The organism is Bacillus cereus group sp. BfR-BA-01309 (genome assembly GCF_022664315.1).
Lineage (GTDB): Bacteria > Bacillota > Bacilli > Bacillales > Bacillaceae_G > Bacillus_A > Bacillus_A mobilis.
The window spans coordinates 1-17,778 of record NZ_JAKUHE010000031.1; the positions used below are offsets into that span (position 1 = coordinate 1).

A 17,778-nucleotide genomic window follows, 5' to 3' on the forward strand; every position below is an offset into this window, starting at 1 on the left:
GTTTCAATTTGACCAGCGGCTACTTCTTGACCTGGTATTTCATTTTCAATCGGTGTTACTGGTGCAATCGGCGTTTCAATTTGACCAGCGGCTACTTCTTGACCTGGTATTTCATTCTCAATCGGCGTTACTGGCGCAATTGGTGTTTCAATTTGACCAGCGGCTACTTCTTGGCCTGGTATTTCATTTTCAATCGGCGTTACTGGCGCAATCGGTGTTTCAATTTGACCAGCGGCCGCTTCTTGACCTGGTATTTCATTTTCGATTGGCGTTACTGTTACATCATCAATTTGTTCTGTTGTTCCTGTTGTCGCTACATCTGGCAAATCGTTAGTAGCTGGAACATCATCTTGTGAGGAATCTTCTTGTAGTATAGCTATCTGTGGTTCGTTTTTTCGTAGTTTTCTAGGAATGGATACATTGTCACCCGCTGCAAGTGGTAGTTCTTCAATACCTTCATTTTCAACTTCATCTTCTAAGCTCATTAATTGACCTTTATTAATAGCCGCAACATCTTCAAATTGTTTACTTTCTTCTAATTCTTGTTCTTCTAAATCCATTTCATTTTCTTGTTTTTCTTCCATAATCTCTAATTCTTTACTTTCTGTTCCTTGTAACTCTTCGCTATCTGGCATTTGCTCAAGTTCAGTTGTTTCTAATTCTGGCTTATCTTTATCAGATTCTATATTTTCTGATCCTGTAGCCGCCGCAAGCGCTTCCGGATCGTTTGTACTAATAGTTACATAGTCCTCATCATCTTCCCCATATCGTCTAGAATTGGAGCCAAACTTATCATTAATAAATCCTCTTCCATAATCAACCGCTCTTTCAGACATTAAAGAAACATCTGTCGCCATCCTATAAGCTGCTTTAGAAGCACTAAATGCAGCAACAAGACGATCTCTGAATAAATAACATAAAACAAACACTACAATTTGAAGAAGCATAGTTGATACATATCCGGCCGCTCCCGATTCTGGAAGCGTATATATTAGCTCTGAAATAGTAAACACTATAACCAGTAACACGGACATTATTATTTTTAATGCAAGTGGTCTAATCCATTCAGTGGCCCAACTAGAAAGAACCCTTCTTTGTCCTGGTAATAATGCTACAGCCATACAAATTGGTGCGATTATACTCATAACCATAAACCATAATTGAAAAGCAATTGTTAAGAGACAAAGTAATATAATTGGAATTCCAGTAAATGTATTAACCACGTAATACACAATCGTAAAAATAAGTCTTTCCCCTACACTATCTAATTTCATCATTACGTTTTTATCTTTTATTTCTTGCTCTATAATCTTTACTCTGTCTTCCCCAGGCGGTGTTTTTAATAATTTATTTACTCGGTCTTCTCCAATGCCTTCTTTTGAATCTTTCCCATACTGCATAAATAAGTACGGTCTTTCAGTAAGTAACGTCCATATCTGTTTTTTCACCGCATAAATAGCATCCTCTTTTGAACGTCCTGGATCTCCTGCAACTGTTCCCGTTGCTTTCGTTAAAATTTGAATGCTAATTTCTGAACTAACTGTATTAGCCGATTTTAAAAACGTTGACACATTTGAAATAAACGTAACAATAACAGCTATTACCAAGACAGTTTTTACTAATTCTGAAAATCCTGTTAATGGTTGACGTTTTACGAAAAATATATAGGCTGCATAAAAAGCTGATAAAGCACAAGTTAGAGAGATAATTGAAGGGAGTAAACCACCAGATTTAAAACCATTGTTCTCTACTCCTGCGATATTTTGCATTGCTGTTCCTAACTTGTCGGCCACATTATCAATAATATCTAGCCTAAGGGATTGATCTACTACAAATAGAACACCCTTCACAAGTAATAAACTAAATTGAAAAGCAAGATCTACTCCCCATTGTGTTACACTATATATTTTTCTTTGGATATCCTTCCCTATGCTATCATCACCAAACATGTAACCCCAGGCTTTAGAAAAAAAGCCTTTATCATCATCTTTAGAAGGAGCTGTGTCTATCTGATAATGTGCATCCTTATATAAACCATCTGTATGACCTTCAAATAAATGATTAGAAATGGTATCTTCTTCCGCATGAGCCACATTAGAATTAAAAGACAAAATTGTAAACAGACAGAGCAACACTATTGCTCCTATTCTTTTCACTCACCTTCACCCCATTTGTGAACATGCTTAGGTTCTTTACTTCCCACAATTGAATCTAAATTGTGAGTGCTCCCCCAGGCCCATTCGGAATTTTTCCAATCTCCATTTTTATCTTGTAAAATATATAAGCTTTCTCGTAATTTCTTATCTTCAACCGGATCATAATATACAACCTTGTAGTAATATTCATTCTTTTTCCCATCTAACTCATAACGATATAAATCATATTTACTCCCTAGTTTCTTACTTGCACCTGGATTTCCAACCTTATCTGGCCCGAAATCATAAGTCTTATTTGAAAGATCATTTAACTGTTTCGTGTCCATATCAATATAAGCGCGTATATATTCCATAGCTACCTTATCAGCTTCTTTTGCCTTATCTGATTCCATTTGACAACCAGAAATGCTGATCAGTGCCAGCATTCCTAGTATTAAAAATTTTAAATTTGACTTCATTATCTTCATTCTCTATACCTCCAGATGACTATACCGATTGTAATTCTCTTTCTTCGTCTGACTTTGTTGAAGTATCAAAGGCCGTCAATAGCTCTTTAAATACTGGATCAACGTTGATAATCGCCGTACGTCCATATATATCCTGGAACAAACATTGGCCCCTTTTAAGCTTTTTCATCATAGATACATTCTCATCTGTAATTGGGAGATTATAATAACTCAACATTTCTTCGGCTTCCTTATCGTATTTCATAGCAAACGAGAATTTCATACCTACATTGGCAACCTCACGATTTTCCGAATTAAAATCGCTGGCGTTTTGTGTACTAAGATATAAACCTGTATTGTGATAACGACCTTTACGAATAATATCATCTGATAAACGAGAACCTTCGCTATTTTTCAAGACGCTGGCCGCTTCATCTTGAACGTACACTTTAAATACTCTTCTATCAGAGTTCATTAAGGATTTTCCAAAGGCTGTCATAGCAATTAATACACTCTCTGAAAGTTTATCTATAATACTAACAGCTGGCTTCTTCGAATCTGGTAATTGTAAATGTTGAATTTGTAATACTTGTAGTGGTCTTTCTAGACTTAAAACACGGTAATTTTGCCCCGGCTTACCGAATAACAATTCGGCTAGCGGTGTTTTTTCAATTGTTTCTAAACGATGAATTAAAGAATTTAAACTATCTAATGCCTTTTCTGACATAATGTTTGTATCTCGATTTTTCTTTCCTTTTAATTGTTCCTTAACTAAAGTTAAACAAGGGTTTTCTAATTTCGTAACTTCCGTTATTGCATCAACTAAATAGTCATATCTAGAGTCTTCAAGATTTGCATTTGCTAAAAATGACAGTAATTCTAAGGAAAGTCGCTTCGCTTCTTCTATCGAACTACATATACGGAACGGATCAAGACACCCTGCATCCTCTGCACTAGCCCCTAATGTCCATACTTCTAATTGATCTTTTTTGAATCCTGGAAGTTTGATAGGCCAATCTCCCCTATCCCCTTTTGGATCTCCAACAAAGGCACGGCCGCCACTCATTACAATCCAGTAAACTAATAAATTTAATAAAAATGATTTCCCTTTTCCTGTTTGACCCGCAATCATAACTGACAAACTATCGAATTCATTCGCTATATTTTCTAAAGCTTTAGCTGCTAAATCTGGTTTGATGAAAACAGGACGGTTTAATTTAGCTGTTCTTCCTAAATAAAAACCTTTGTTATCACCAATTTGAGTTGTTGCACCAAACATTCCCTGTGCCAACACCCCAGGCTCCACGTATAATTTAAAGTCAGTATTATAACGATGTGAACCAGGTAAAAATTCATAAAAGTACGCAAGCTGGTCACCGAATGGATTTACTAATTCAATTCGCATTTTCTTGTATTCTGATATTAATGCATTAATTCTAGTTTGAAGGGTTTTCTTATTTTCAGCGTATACACAAAAGAGTACACTCATTTCATACCCTGGCATTCCAGTAGTTTGAAATCTATCTTGAACATGTTTAACCCCTCTTACTTTTCGATCTATGGTCAAATCTGTTGTTTTCCCTCCAACCATTGCTTGACGGCGCTGATCGTTTAATTCCAGCTCACTATTCGTTAATTGCTTTGTTACTATTTCATTATCCATATGGTGTGCCCGGATACTAATTTCAACAGGAAATTTCAAAGAATGAGATTGAATCCGATATATCCACTCTAGCCCTGGAAAAATGGATTCTTCTGGCATAGACTTTACAGCCAAGAAAGCAACATGCATTTTCTCCAAATCACCATCCTCATTTTGTCTTTCTAAAATCAAGGATCTTCCTGGTGACTCATCAATTAAACAATCTGTAAGCTTTACAATCTCCTGCATACGGGTACGGCGTACTTTTTTAGGTTTTCCGTTGCTGTCGAACAGTTCAATTGTTTCCCCTATATTCCATTCTTTTACTCTCTCTGGTTCAGTCATTCCGCGTGTAAAGTTTTGTTCAATTAAAAATTTAAGCGTTGGCGCTGTAAGACGGTTCACAAATTTAAAAGTATTAATCAATTGACCATGAATAACTTCATCCATATCTTTATATTCTTCAATCTCATCTTCCAAAATATCTGATTCATGTAAACCTATTGCTTCATGTGCTGCATTTGTAAATCCTTGTCTCATACGTTTAGCAAATTTGGCCGTTTCAACAATAGGATTTCGGGCCTGTTTTTGCTTCTTTTCTTCATTGACTTGAACGAGTATATAAAAATGATATTCTGTATTTTCGGTTGACATTGCCGAACGTTTCAGATATTGCTTCATTTTCCCAAAAAGCCAGCGACCCGTTGGAGCCATTGGGCCGCTTATACTTTCAATATGTTCATCTAAAATTTCATCGGAGTTTGTTGTGCGCGGGATAACTAATAAGTGTAAGTCACACTCTAAATGAGTAAATAATGTTGTTTGATTTAAAAAATAACCTTTTTTTGTACTTTCATCATGAAAATCATACTCAAACCCTTCAACCTCGTAACCTAACCAAACCCTTCCATCAACACTAAAGCAAAGATTTTCTTCAACATGTTTAGTTGGGAACCTCGTTAAAGTTTTCAGCATATATCGCTTCCTCTCCCTCTTCCTCATTAATAAATGTAAGTTCAAACGCCGCAATATCTTCTGTTTGTTTAGATTGCGAAGAAGAAAGTTTTATTACTTCTTCTTTTGAATATTGGATAAAAATTGGACTATTAAAAACATAGATTTCTGGTTTTCTTAAACGCATTGATCTATTCATTTGATGTGTTCGCATTTTAAATGTGATCCACGAGCGAAAAAAGGCAAAAAATGATTTTCCATCTGTCTTATAACGATCTAGGCCCCATACAAGCAAAATAGGGAGTACAACATAATAAAGAAAGTAATAGTCATCAGCTAGTGGCCCCACGATCCAACCTGTTAACGGAAACCATCTTAATAAAACAAACAGCGCAACAATTAATATAAAATAGCCCATCAACTTCCACGATACGGGCCGCGGAAGTTGATAACCTAATATTTCATATTGTCTTCTTTCATATTTCATAAAGCTCCCGAAACTGTAGACTTTAATTGGTCTGCTTTTTCTATCCCTATCTCGCATTCTCTTACAGCCCTAAAAGTCCAGAAATCCATGTACCAACATTTTTTAATACATCTGGCTTTTGTACGAAGAAGATTAATAATCCGCCACCAAAAATTAAAGTTACTAAAAGCCCCCATGCACGTTTCACAAATAAGAAGATCCCAGCTACGATAAACACCACATACAGGGCCATAGTCCCTTGACTTTTAACCTCTTGTAATAGCCCATCTAAACCAATCCCTAAATACAAACTTTTCAATAGTCCTGTAAAAAACATATCCAAATTCCTCCCCTTAAATATTCTGGATTTGTGTTACTACAAACTGACCTTTTTGTTTCTTTACAACTAACTTATAATGCATTGTCATTTTCGCTTCTGAATCAGAATTAACAAGAATGACATTTACATCCACTTCGTATTTTTCTTTTTGATTTTTTACCGGATATACTTTCGCATCAACAACCTTATCAAGCTTCATTCTACCTTCAAGCCCCTTAACGTCTTTATCCTCTAGTACATAACGCAATTCGGCTGGTGTGGCTGTTGTATATGATTTAAAAAACGTTGGTAAAAACTCTTTTATATCCTGTTTAACATCAAAGTTGTTAATTTCTTCTCGTTTTTCTTCTTTTTCTTTGATTTCAGCTTTTTCATTGATATTTACTACTTTGGGAAGTCCAGAAATAACAAATGCGTTTTTATTTGCTGTGATTGGAATAGAAAGAAATTGAGTTGCATTTTTTTCTTCATTTGGTCGATTCAATTTGTAATTTACTTTTAAAACAATATTTGCTTGATCTTTACCAGTTTCTTTTACCATACTAACTACAGATTGAATGTAATTTGAATCCCATTGAGCGCTTTTTACATCGAATCCCCCCTGTTTATCCAGGCTTTCCATAAGGTAAGATTTCAAATGATCTTCACGCTTTTGTTTACCTTCGTCAGTTCGTTGCCAGGTGTAATATTCTTTAGCAAAGGACTTTGCAAATTCAATTGCTTCTGGTCTAACTGCTTGATTCTCTGTATTTTGCTTTAATTCTTCGTTTTGAGAACTAGCATTAACCGCTTTTGTACTGTTACCCTTAATCACGGTAGTAACCGAAACGGCAAATATCCAAAGAAACGCCACCCAAAAAATAATTGTGCCTATTTTTCGCCCTCGATTTTTTGGTGCTCTGAATTGTTGCCTGCTGCCGCTAGGCTTCAACTTTTTCAGTAACTCTTTCCAATTCAATATATTCCCCCCTATTCAATTATCAATGTTCATTAAATCCTTACTTTTTCTTTTGGATTTTCTAAATCGCGATAAATAGGGCCAAATGGATCTTTTATATAATCCTCAAAAGTAGCCACATAAACAGGTAATTCTGGACTCTCCACCCCTTTTAAGTGTCTAAGTAATTCTTTTTCTCTAGCTGCATCCCTAGCCACAAATACCAATCTCCATACTCGAATGGGATAAGAAAAGCCTACATTTTGATCGTATTTTTCAATATTTTCTTCACTTTGTAAAAAATTGTTGTATCGTACAATCTTCTTTAAAAGAACATCTTTTGTACCGAATGTCCTTTCCATTTCTAAAAACAATCCCACATTTGAATCAATCCTATCTTTAGCACCAATTACCGCAATTCCATCTGGTCGAATAACATCAACTGAACTTTTTGTATATCTAAATGTTGCTCTAGGTTCATTTATCCACTCTTTCAGTTCTAATACTTCTTCTTTTTCTGATTGAAGTGTCATGGAACACTCTAGATGGGCTAACATAAGACTGTGATAAACGAATGTCGCAACACGTTCTGACCATCTAGGGTTCCAATGTACTTCCCCTCTCAACTCCCTAACCATTTCTACACCATACTTTGTAAGTGTATAAACGTTTTGAGGTCTTCCCGACTTCCTCACTTGATTTCTTATAGAAGGAATGGGTAAATGTTCATGTTTGATGTATTCCCCCTCTTCTAGCCTGCGAAGGCGATAATATACGGAGTTTTTCCGATGCCCTGGATAACATTTCGATTCGATATATTCCAGGTCTAAGTACACATGAGTATGCAAATCAATTAATAGTTTTTGGTCTTCTTCTGATAACATTAGGTGGGCCATCATGTTTTCTCCCTCTCTAGCATGTCAAAAATGCTTTTATTCCCATCTTCCTTCTTCTTAGATTCCTTTATTTCCGGCTGCTCTTTTGGTTCCTCTGGTTGCCGGCTTTCTTCAACCACTTTTTCTATTTTTGGATTTTCTTCTTTTACTGTTTCTGGAACAACTTTTGTCTGTTTCTTTTGAAACAATGGGATAATCTGTGCTTGTTGTTCTTCTTTAATGCTTACATTTGATGTTTCCGGCTGTTTTTTCATTAAAACTGGTGTGTCCAACGACTTACTTTGCACTGATTCAGTAACTTTTTCTTTTTCAAGAGCACTAAAGATTGAATATTTTGAATATTCCGATTTCTCTAGTGGTACTTTCTTCTTCTTTGGTCCACTTTTACCGTAAAGAAACTGATCTATTTCTTTATCTATTTCTTCAATAGACTTTCCTGTTTGCTCTAACTCTTTAATTTTCGCGTGTGTCCATGCATTCGATGCTTTTGTCATTGCTTCATTACCATAAATAGCAATTTTTCCATCTGGTAAATAGCGATCTAACGGTGGAACTTCTATCGTGCACCATACATCTTGCGCCTTACCGTCAATTTTATCTTGTGTTTGAACAGCAACAACTAAATCCGGTAAACCTTGCAAATACTGTGCTCTAAAGCGCTTTTGCATAATGTCTTCTAACACTTTAGCCGAGTCTGGCCCTTGACGACAGACAAAGAAATTACCACCAATTTCTTTTAAGGCATCCGCCAAAGCTTTGTCTAATTGTCCTGTAATTTGTTGTGTAATCGGCCATAGGCCCAAACCGTACTTTCTGTCTTCTGCTACGATTTTCGGAAGGATTGGCACTTGTACTTTGTGGGCTTCGTCAATAAAAGTTAGATGTAGTTTAGATCCAATTGGGCGTTGTTGAACAATACGGTGATATTGATTCATGATATATCCAATTGTTAATTGAATATCGTCTGATTCCATATCAGATAAGTCATAAAAAACAATATGGCCTTCATCCATCCACTTCCTAATTTCTAACGAAAAATCAGATTGACCATACATTCTTTTCAAATACGTTGTACTTCTAAATAAGTCTAATCTGTTCAATATTGGCTGAATGCTTGCATCCAAAGCCTCTCCAACATCATGTTTCCAATAATGAGAATAATATTTCGCTTCTGGCCCCTCTAAATTCGATAAGACTCGTGCACGAAATATCTCATTTGTTAAAAACATTGGAATACTAAGTGTGTTGTGTGTTTGTTTCCCATCAATTAGCAAAGTTCCAATTGTAGCTTTTAAAATACGTTCTGTTTGAGGTGCTTGACCTGGGATGATTGATTTAATAACGCTTAAAATTGAGTTAATAACTGTTTGAGTGTCTTCATTAGGAAATCTATGAAGTAAGTTCAGTGCTGGAGGATGTTGTGAATGACGGAAGCGAATGAAATGTACTTTATTCCAATCAACTTGCTTTCCATCTAGTTCCGCTTTCAACATGCGGTTTAGCGCGATAATTGCGAGGTCTGGAGTAGGATCAAAAAGAGAAAAACCGCTTGCATTTTCTGGATCACTCATCCACTCATCAATGACACTTTCCATAATAGCCATTGCGACTGTACTTTTACCCGATCCAGTTTTACCGGTTATTGCACCCATTTTCTTCATTTGCTCTTTTGCTATTCTGACCAGGCGGTCTTTTTTCATTGGATGTCTGGCATAACCTACACCAATTCCATCACTAAGCAAATCTTTGGGCAACATTTCTTCTCCCTTATCGAGATACAAAATTTTCTTTTCTACTTTATCCTTTTTATCTCCCTTAATCTTTGGAAGGTGAAGTAAATTTGCAAGTTCTGACCCCGTCCAGGTCATTTTTCCGTAACTCGGACACGGAACCTTCAAGACTGAATGTTTTAACCTTCGATAGCGAAGCTCATTTACGTCAGCCATAATACTTGCAACCATATTTCCCAAATTTTTCAGAACAGGGACACCAGGATAATATTCACTTGCAAATGATACAGCGACTTGAAAGGCCATTTCATTTCCTGCGAAACGTCTGTTCAAATCTCTATACTCTTCTTTCTCAAAAGCATCTAGGCCAAAACCAGAACTATGCTTCTTTCTTTTCTTAATTGCTTTTTCTGCTTTACGTATGCCCTTTATCAAACGATGGCCGTTATCTGGAGAAAAAGAAACATCAATCCACGTTTTTTCTTCCGTTGCATTAAGTAGAGTCGGCAATACATCTTTTGTGTATCTTGCTAAAGATAAAGTTGCTTCAAGATGTTTACGTTTCAAAACCATACGCCCGCCAACAGCTCTCCAAGTTGGGAATGGTACTTCATCCATTTTCTGTTCATACACTTCTGCATGAATATATAGGCTTCGAAATGCCTGGACGACACGATTAATCCCATCATTTGGCCCTGCAAGATAAAAACGCAATCTTTCTTCTTTTCCTTCTGGACGATACGCGAGCAAACGATACCAATCACGACCTTTAAATAACCGCTCTAACGGACGGCGACCCGCTCCATGAACTTGACGGATCATACGGCCCACAGTATCTACGGTTATTTCATCATCTACATGAGGAATGATCATAACATACCGGTAACGTCTTCGTTCAATTTGATACAACAGAATACGTCGTATGATCTGCAATACTACTACTACGAGTAGTCCCAAGATCAATAATTGTACTACTTGAACTACAACTGGCATCCATCGAGAAATTTCAGATAGAATTTTATCTCGTGAAAACCATACGGCGGCTCCAGCTCCCAAGATAAGAAGCATCGGCCAATTTTTAGTGACGAAATCGTCAATTTCTCTGTCCATTTTGCTGCGTGACAACGTCCCACCTCCGAACATATTTGGAGCGAGAAACAGCGTAACAAGTCAGAATCTCGTCTGACAGAGAAAAACAGTACAACCAGTAAAAGCCGAATAAAGACAGCTTGCTGGCATGTGATACGAGACGAGACTCGGAAATGAACCGCCGCCGCCCGCACGTAGTTTAAAAGAAAATTTTCGCCTGTGTGATGACTATTCATACGAATGAGTCTATCCCCCAGGGAAAGCTTCGTATTCTGGATAACCATATTATACCATAAAATCCCTGTTATTTCAAGCATCTAGTTTAAAATAATTTACACAATAATCTGCATAATCACTTTTAATCACCTTTAGTAATTATTACGCAAGTATTTGGAGGAATATTCCACAAGTTTTTCATTAGATTATTCATTAGATTATTTCAATCGTTTTAGTAGTTATAATTTCAATTACCAGAAGGTTATAACTATAAATAAGTACGAACATTAGAACTATGAATAGTGGAAATCATAAAGAAATATAATCCTCGGCTCGTCATTCGCAAGCTCATTTCCTTACCTTCGGACTACGTCCCCCAGCACTAAAAAATAACATGTTATCCTACATCTTCATAGTAATTTTGTATCTCATAAAACAAGTACATTAGAAGATCCTCAATACGTGTATAAAGATATAAACTACCTGTAGTCAGTAATTCAAACAAGAACGAATGTGAGAGCTCTGGAAACTCTGTAAAAGTAAAAGAATAGATATAAGCTACCAGATCCAAAGGAAAACACGTAACTGTAGAAACTCGTTGAACAAAGGACAGCTGAGAAGCCGAAAGAGTATCTACAAGAGTAGTAGTATAAGAGGTACGGGAGATCGAAATACTAGGCATTAAAGAGCTCCCACCCACCACCATATCTTTAAGTGTATACGGATTTGGCTCATTTTTTTTAAGGGATACAACAGGCGCGCTCATCACTATTGGTTCTGAATCTATGTTTCTTTCTTGCTCAACTTCAATTTGCTCCTGGGCCACTAATTCAAGCGTTGTCTTTGCTCCACGCCCTTTCCCTTCTACCGTTAGGTTAATATGTCCAGAAGCTTGTAAACGGCCTATAACTATCTTAAAAGATGAAAAAGGTACTCCCATATCCTTTGCTAATTTGCGTTGTGATCCCGATATTTCCCCTTTTTGCTGCTCTAAGTACGCTAAAATATCAGCTTCCCATTCTTCCATATGGCTATATTGACGATCTTCACGCTCTTTTTTCCCTTCAAACGGGCGATACGAAAACACCATTCCCGATAATTCACGTATATAGCAAGCCGCTGGCCCTTTTTTCGTTCCCTGGAACGCACTACGAACCTTTTGTTTTACCTTTAATACCGTTAAAGGCTTTTCTAGCTTTGCATTCCATTCATGAAGCTTATTTTCAGCTTCTTCCTTTGTGTAACCAGAAGCTTTAAATGTCAAAGCTAACGTATAACAAGTGTTATCTCTCTTCCCTTCTTCTACACCTTGTAGAAGCTTTAAAATAGCTGGATGAGACAATAAATCACATTGCCCTACTGTTACCTTTTTAAAGAAAGAACGGTCTTCTTGCTGCATGATCATCCAGTCAATAAGTTCCTGGAAGTCTATACGATTATTAGACTCATAAACTGTATTTTGATCTGTAACTACACGGAAATAACGCTCTGCACCAACAGCAACAGGATCACCGCCGATACTTGCAATAATTTCACGCTGAATACGCTCGTAAAACTCTATAGTCTTTGTATAGGCTCTTTTAGCTACAGCAAAATAAAAGTAAACGTGGAACCCACCAGACGGCGTTTTAACAATTAAAGAAGGCTCTGGAAGCCCTGCGCACTCAACGCGGTCTAATACATCTGGAACCGTCAAACCTTTATTTTCTTCATTGCCGCCTTTTGCGTCTATATCAATGACCATTGCGTTTAACCAGCGTAAAGATGCCTTATTGCGCTTGTCATTACGATAAAATGTGTTAGGTGTGTAATATGTAGTATCTTGAGTCATTGCAAACAAAGTTTTATATGTACGAACCGCCTTAAAATCCTCACAATTATTACTTAAAAAAGTAAAACCGTGATCATTATCATAGCCATTTACTTGCTTATCTCCTTGACGTTTCGCTACTTCTGTAAATTGATTTTGAAATATTTGTCGATACATCTTCACTTGCGTTCCTCCTCTCTCGGAGAAACAAAAAAGACAGATAGCCCAAGCTATCTGCCTTTTAATTGAACCTGTATATTAATTTTCTCATGTCATACTATGTCCCAAATTGACTATGAATTTATTGCATAGCCAACAAATTTCATGGTACAATAGGGCCAGACATTAAGTAAAATAAATATACATCCAGTTTGTTCGAACTAAACTGGAATTGGTTCAAGCTATGGTCGAAGATAGCTTGTTCCCGAAGCAATCTTGTTTACAGCAAGATTGCTTTTTTTTATTCTTTTTTGTTTCTACTAGACATTAGTAAAATTTATAATTTCATTTGTTTATTTATGTAATTTATGTAAATAAGTCTCTATTTTTCTAAATTGTGCGAATAATTTTCTGTTCTAGTACAAATATACTCCTTTTCTTTCCAGCCTGCAACCCCTTATCTTTATTTACACTTTTCAGATTGTTAACTTTATATTTTTGTTAACATTATATGAAATTAAAAATAATAAAATCACCAAAAAGCCTTATAAAACAAGCATTTAAACATAAAATATTTTTGTTAACTTTAATAAGAAAACACTTCCACTTACAGTTTGGTTATGGTATATTGTTAACAAAGATAAAAAAGGAGTGGAGAAAAAAATGAAAATTTCTATGATGAATAAGGATTCTGGTAACTCACTTGATATGAATTTGATTGATGGTTTTTATGTTGAGATCCCTACAAACGTTGTGGAAATCAGCAAAAATGAAGCTGATTCCCATTTTGTTGCTGCCATTGGAAACCCTAAAGATCTAGATTCTCGCTTATTAATCTCTACAACAATTCCGGGCGAAGAAAAAGAAAGATATTTTTTAGTAGGTGAAGAAGCTGCAAAACACGCACTAGCAAATAATCATGTTAATAAACTACACGATAAAATTACTAGTCATATCCCTTATGTAATGTTTTTAGCTGCTGTTGCTTACTACCACGCTATTAATGAAGAAAGAGAAAATGATGATAACACTGTTGAGATTGAATACTTCCAAACAATGTTACCTATCTGGTTACTAAAACGCACGGCTAAATTTAGCGAAGCACAAACAGCAATGTCAGAACGTTTTACAGGAGATCATATCGTATCTGTTCACACTCCTGGTTTAGAACGTACTTTAAATATTGATGTAAAAAAAGCTTCTTGCCGCATTGAAGGAGAAATTGCCCGTTTAGGTATCAAGAAAAACTTTGAGTTAGAAGATCGCGAGGAAGCAAAACAGTTTGATAATAATGATACTGTATTAGTCGATATTGGCGGCGGTACTATTGATCTTGTTTTATCACCAGCTGGTTTAAAAGCGCCAAAAAACCGCGATTCTATGCAATCAATTGATAAGCTTGCTTATTTATCACATATCGAAAAACTAAGAAAAGAAAAATTCATAGAATTTTTCGATGACCTACGATCCTTCGAGATATTTATAGTACAGAACTACCAAAAACCTAAAATGGAATTAGTTGACGGCAATAGCGGAAAACGTACCGATTTAACCGAGAAAATTAAGTCTTCTTTAAAAGAATTTGCTAACATCTTAATTTTAAAAATTCAAGATGTTATGCCTGCACCAGCTGATAAAGTATACAAATACATCTATTTCGGCGGTGTTGCTCCAATTCTAGAGGATAGTATCCGTGAAGTTATTGAGGAAATGTATGGCGCTGAAATCGCACAAGCAAATCATATTTTCTTGCCAGATTCTCGTAAATTAAACCTATATGGCCTAGAAGTTAAAAGCCGCGGTGAAATGCTACAAAAAGCACCTAAATAGGCATATCACCAGAAGAAAGGAGGGAGCACATGGGACGTACTAACAAAGAAGAAAGACAAAAAGTCTTTGGCCTTCGAACAGATAATATGAGTGAAAAAGTATATAGTCACTTAGATAAAAAAGCCCGTACAAAACAATTAGCTTCATATCTTATAAAATTGGTTGAACAGGACTTAAAAGGTCAAGAGCCATTTGATGCAAAAGAAGAACTCATTGAGGTTTCAAAAAATCAAGATTATATGATGAAGGCCATCGAACAGTTAACAAGAAAAATATCTACTATCCAAGTAGCTCCAGCTCCATCTGTTGTTATGTCGAATCAAGAGAATAACAATACATCCTTAGAAAATGATTTATTAAAAGACGTTGGTAAATCGGGACAATTAATTACAAGTAAGGTCGTTACTGGATCTCTTGACGATGAGGATCTAGAAGACCCAGACTTTTAGAAAAAAGGATCTCACTCCTTATTTAAAGGATGTGCGATCCTTTTTGTTTAATCTATAATGTAAATGAGCGACTTTGGACGGGAGGTATAAAGATATGAGCGAATCCGAACAAGAGCGAGCCTATTGGACTCATGAAGTTGCTGACAAACTCCAAATATCACACAGTACATTAAAAAGATGGTGTAGTGAGCTAGAAGTGAGCGGTTATAAATTTACTAAAGGCACAAATGATAGTCGCGCATTTACCGCTCATGATTTATCAGCATTAGAAAAATACAAACACCTAACAAAAAAACAAAAGATTCCAAAGGAAAAGGCCGCAACAACTGTTACAGAGGAATTTTCTAAAGATATGAGCGATTGGGCGGCCCCCGCCCATAAAGAAAGTGACCATTTTTTAAGTAGCCCACAAGCCGCCCAAACACTTCAAGCACTTATGCAAAGGTTCCAGGAGCAAGAAGAAACCAATCGTCAAATCTTACAGGAACTAAAAACAGCTAATGAATTAAATAAAACCATTTCTGCACAGTACGAACAACTAAAAAAAGAAATACAAGCCCTTAATGCTGATCAAAAATTGCTAGCATCTAGCCAGGAGAAAAAACAAGGATTCTGGGCAAAGCTTTTCACAAAAAATAAGGACGTATGATGATAAATTACATCACACGTCCTTATTTCTGTTCGGATAAAATCATATCCGTTTTTATATTTGATTGTATACCCATGTCATTTAACTTTGATTCTAATAAGAGGATTTCTTTTTCAAATCCTTTTTTCAAAGCAATATCCGATATTCTTATAACACACCATCCATTATCCTTCATATGAGCATCACGTCTTTTATCTTTTCTTCTGTTTTCCGGTACTCGATGAAATGGCCCATCAATTTCAAGATCCAGCTTTCTTCCATTAGGTGAATAAAAGGCAAAGTCTAACTTATATCGTGTACCAGGTACTTTTTGCTGCACAATAGGGTGATAACCTTTATAACGAAGCGCATCATAAACCTGCTTTTCCAACTTACTTTGACATTTTCTACGTTGTGTATCGCTATCCGGTTTATAACCACCAGAGGAAGTTGTAATTTGCGCTAAAAAGAAAAATAACAAAGCGCATCCAAGAACCACGAATAACCCCATCATATTCCTTCACCTCTTTTATTTTTTATCACGGACAAATTACATCCTACTCAACCGCTGCATAGGCTAATGACTAAGCAAGAGCTTTTAAATTACCTTATCAGCAACTTAAATCACTACCTACTTACTGTTACCTACGTATTAACGTGTCATGAGTAGCAATAACAGGAAATAAAAGATGTGTTTATGACGACGAGGGCGGAAGGCCGAGGGAAGTCATAGTGCCCTCTTAACTCAAATCTTATACCATGTAATTTTTACCAATAGGATTGTTATGTCCTGGTAATCATTACAATGGATTAGAAAGGATGGATTTCATTGTTAGCGAAAATAGAGAAGGCCCTGCAAAATTACCAAAGTTATATAAAAAGAAAAAATCAAATTAACGATCTAGAGGAACAAACGAAAAAATCATTTCATTCAGCAAGTTTATTTTTGACTCACATCACGTATGGAAATGTCAAAACCTACATTTACCCTACTATCCAAAAAACACTTATATTAGAGACACACAAGGAGATTATTTTCACCATACCAAAAGGTATGAATCCAAAGAATTTAACCGAAAAGGAATATGTCTTTAAGCAATATTTAGGCGACAGTATCGAGCTAGAAATAGGCTCTATAACTTGTGTAATACGTATATTCCCTAAGCGTATGAAAAGCGTGAATTACAGCTTTAATGAGCTTCTAGTGCGTAATGAACTATTACCGGTTATTGTTGGTCAAAACAAATATAGCCAATGGATTAAATACTCCCTCATTACATCCCCAAATACACTAATTAGCGGTGTACCAGGTAGCGGAAAAAGTTCTATGTTGCGTACTATTTTAACAACATGGGTTTTAATGAAAAAACCTCATGAACTTGAAATGTACCTAGTTGATTTAAAAAAAAGTGAATTTCACATTTTTGAAAAAATCGAACATGTAAAAGCTGTTTGCGATACTCCTGGACAATTTAAACCTATAATGAAAAAACTAATGAACGAGCTTGATAAACGAGGAAATTTATTAAAAAAGTACGGTGTAAGTCACATCAATGACGTTCCTGCATCTGAAAGGCCAGGATTCATTGTACTTGTGATTGATGAGGTAATTGTATTGAAAAAAGAAAAAGAAATTACAGAGGATTTGCTACAATATGCGTGTTTGGGAAGGGCCTACGGAATGTTTCTTATTTTGTCTATGCAACGCCCGTGTAATAAGAGTCTAGATACAGCCATACGCGCGATTCTAAACGCTAGGTTGGGTTTTCGTTCAGAAGATAAAACGAACAGCGATATAAGCGGTACTCCCGGCGCTGAAAACATCCCTTCTGATGAGCCCGGACGAATGATATTTAAAATAGATGCTGATAGTCTCCAGGAAGTTCAAGCTCCCTTTTTATCTATAGAAGAAGCAAAAAAACTACTATCTCCCTTTAAGCAAAAAAATGATACCAAAGGCCCCGACTGTTCCCATATAAGCAAAGAAAACGATCCAAATACTATCTTTGGATTAATGGAGGATTAGTCCC

Annotated in this window: 14 protein-coding genes; 4 read left to right on the plus strand and 10 right to left on the minus strand. The window is 36.1% G+C overall.

Annotation, left to right across the window (positions count from 1 at the left end; translation table 11 throughout):
* From MR115_RS28270 to MR115_RS28310, 9 genes are all read right to left on the minus strand, one after another.
* Window positions 1-2,156, minus strand: a 2,156-nt coding sequence (locus tag MR115_RS28270) for a CD3337/EF1877 family mobilome membrane protein (protein ID WP_242243612.1), incomplete at its 3' end; no start/stop codon positions are given.
* Window positions 2,153-2,623, minus strand: coding sequence for a hypothetical protein (locus MR115_RS28275; RefSeq protein ID WP_098709649.1), 471 nt, complete (start codon window positions 2,621-2,623; stop codon window positions 2,153-2,155). The genes MR115_RS28270 and MR115_RS28275, both read right to left, overlap by 4 nt.
* 19 nt (window positions 2,624-2,642) lie before the next feature.
* Window positions 2,643-5,219, minus strand: a complete 2,577-nt coding sequence (locus tag MR115_RS28280; RefSeq protein WP_098709648.1) for an ATP-binding protein — start codon at window positions 5,217-5,219, stop codon at window positions 2,643-2,645.
* Window positions 5,188-5,685 carry a TcpE family conjugal transfer membrane protein gene (locus MR115_RS28285; protein WP_234932376.1) on the minus strand — a complete coding sequence of 166 codons (498 nt, stop codon included), beginning with the start codon at window positions 5,683-5,685 and terminating at the stop codon, window positions 5,188-5,190. The genes MR115_RS28280 and MR115_RS28285 overlap by 32 nt, the downstream gene beginning before the upstream one ends.
* A 61-nt stretch (window positions 5,686-5,746) precedes the next feature.
* Window positions 5,747-6,001 (minus strand): TcpD family membrane protein, encoded by a 255-nt coding sequence (locus MR115_RS28290; protein ID WP_097877685.1) that lies wholly within the window; start codon window positions 5,999-6,001, stop codon window positions 5,747-5,749.
* 16 nt (window positions 6,002-6,017) lie between these two features.
* The gene (locus tag MR115_RS28295) at window positions 6,018-6,962 is read right to left on the minus strand and encodes a conjugal transfer protein (RefSeq protein ID WP_242243614.1); all 945 of its coding nucleotides are present in this window, start codon (window positions 6,960-6,962) and stop codon (window positions 6,018-6,020) included.
* A gap of 32 nt (window positions 6,963-6,994) precedes the next feature.
* Complete coding sequence (locus tag MR115_RS28300) at window positions 6,995-7,837, minus strand: replication-relaxation family protein (RefSeq protein ID WP_242243641.1); 843 nt, start codon at window positions 7,835-7,837, stop codon at window positions 6,995-6,997.
* Window positions 7,837-10,692, minus strand: a complete 2,856-nt coding sequence (locus tag MR115_RS28305) for a type IV secretory system conjugative DNA transfer family protein (RefSeq protein WP_242243615.1) — start codon at window positions 10,690-10,692, stop codon at window positions 7,837-7,839. The genes MR115_RS28300 and MR115_RS28305 overlap by 1 nt, the downstream gene beginning before the upstream one ends.
* A gap of 577 nt (window positions 10,693-11,269) precedes the next feature.
* Window positions 11,270-12,859, minus strand: coding sequence for a primase C-terminal domain-containing protein (locus MR115_RS28310; protein WP_242243643.1), 1,590 nt, complete (start codon window positions 12,857-12,859; stop codon window positions 11,270-11,272).
* A 645-nt stretch (window positions 12,860-13,504) separates the two neighbouring features.
* On the opposite strand from MR115_RS28310, the gene MR115_RS28315 reads away from it, so the two are divergent.
* The 3 genes from MR115_RS28315 to MR115_RS28325 all read left to right on the plus strand — a co-directional run bounded on the left by MR115_RS28315 (window position 13,505) and on the right by MR115_RS28325 (window position 15,769).
* Window positions 13,505-14,671 (plus strand): ParM/StbA family protein, encoded by a 1,167-nt coding sequence (locus MR115_RS28315; RefSeq protein WP_097877676.1) that lies wholly within the window; start codon window positions 13,505-13,507, stop codon window positions 14,669-14,671.
* Window positions 14,672-14,700: 29 nt separating this feature from the next.
* Entirely contained in the window at window positions 14,701-15,120 is a 420-nt protein-coding gene (locus MR115_RS28320; protein ID WP_097877674.1) for a hypothetical protein, read from the plus strand.
* A gap of 94 nt (window positions 15,121-15,214) precedes the next feature.
* Window positions 15,215-15,769, plus strand: a complete 555-nt coding sequence (locus MR115_RS28325) for a MerR family transcriptional regulator (RefSeq protein ID WP_242243616.1) — start codon at window positions 15,215-15,217, stop codon at window positions 15,767-15,769.
* A gap of 22 nt (window positions 15,770-15,791) precedes the next feature.
* On the opposite strand, the gene MR115_RS28330 is transcribed toward MR115_RS28325, so the two are convergent.
* Window positions 15,792-16,262: an endonuclease domain-containing protein gene (locus MR115_RS28330; RefSeq protein ID WP_098709645.1), complete on the minus strand. Its 471-nt coding sequence runs from the start codon at window positions 16,260-16,262 to the stop codon at window positions 15,792-15,794.
* Window positions 16,263-16,577: 315 nt separating this feature from the next.
* Between MR115_RS28330 and MR115_RS28335 the strand changes: the two genes are divergently transcribed.
* Window positions 16,578-17,774: an FtsK/SpoIIIE domain-containing protein gene (locus tag MR115_RS28335; protein WP_242243618.1), complete on the plus strand. Its 1,197-nt coding sequence runs from the start codon at window positions 16,578-16,580 to the stop codon at window positions 17,772-17,774.
* Window positions 17,775-17,778 lie beyond the last annotated feature (4 nt).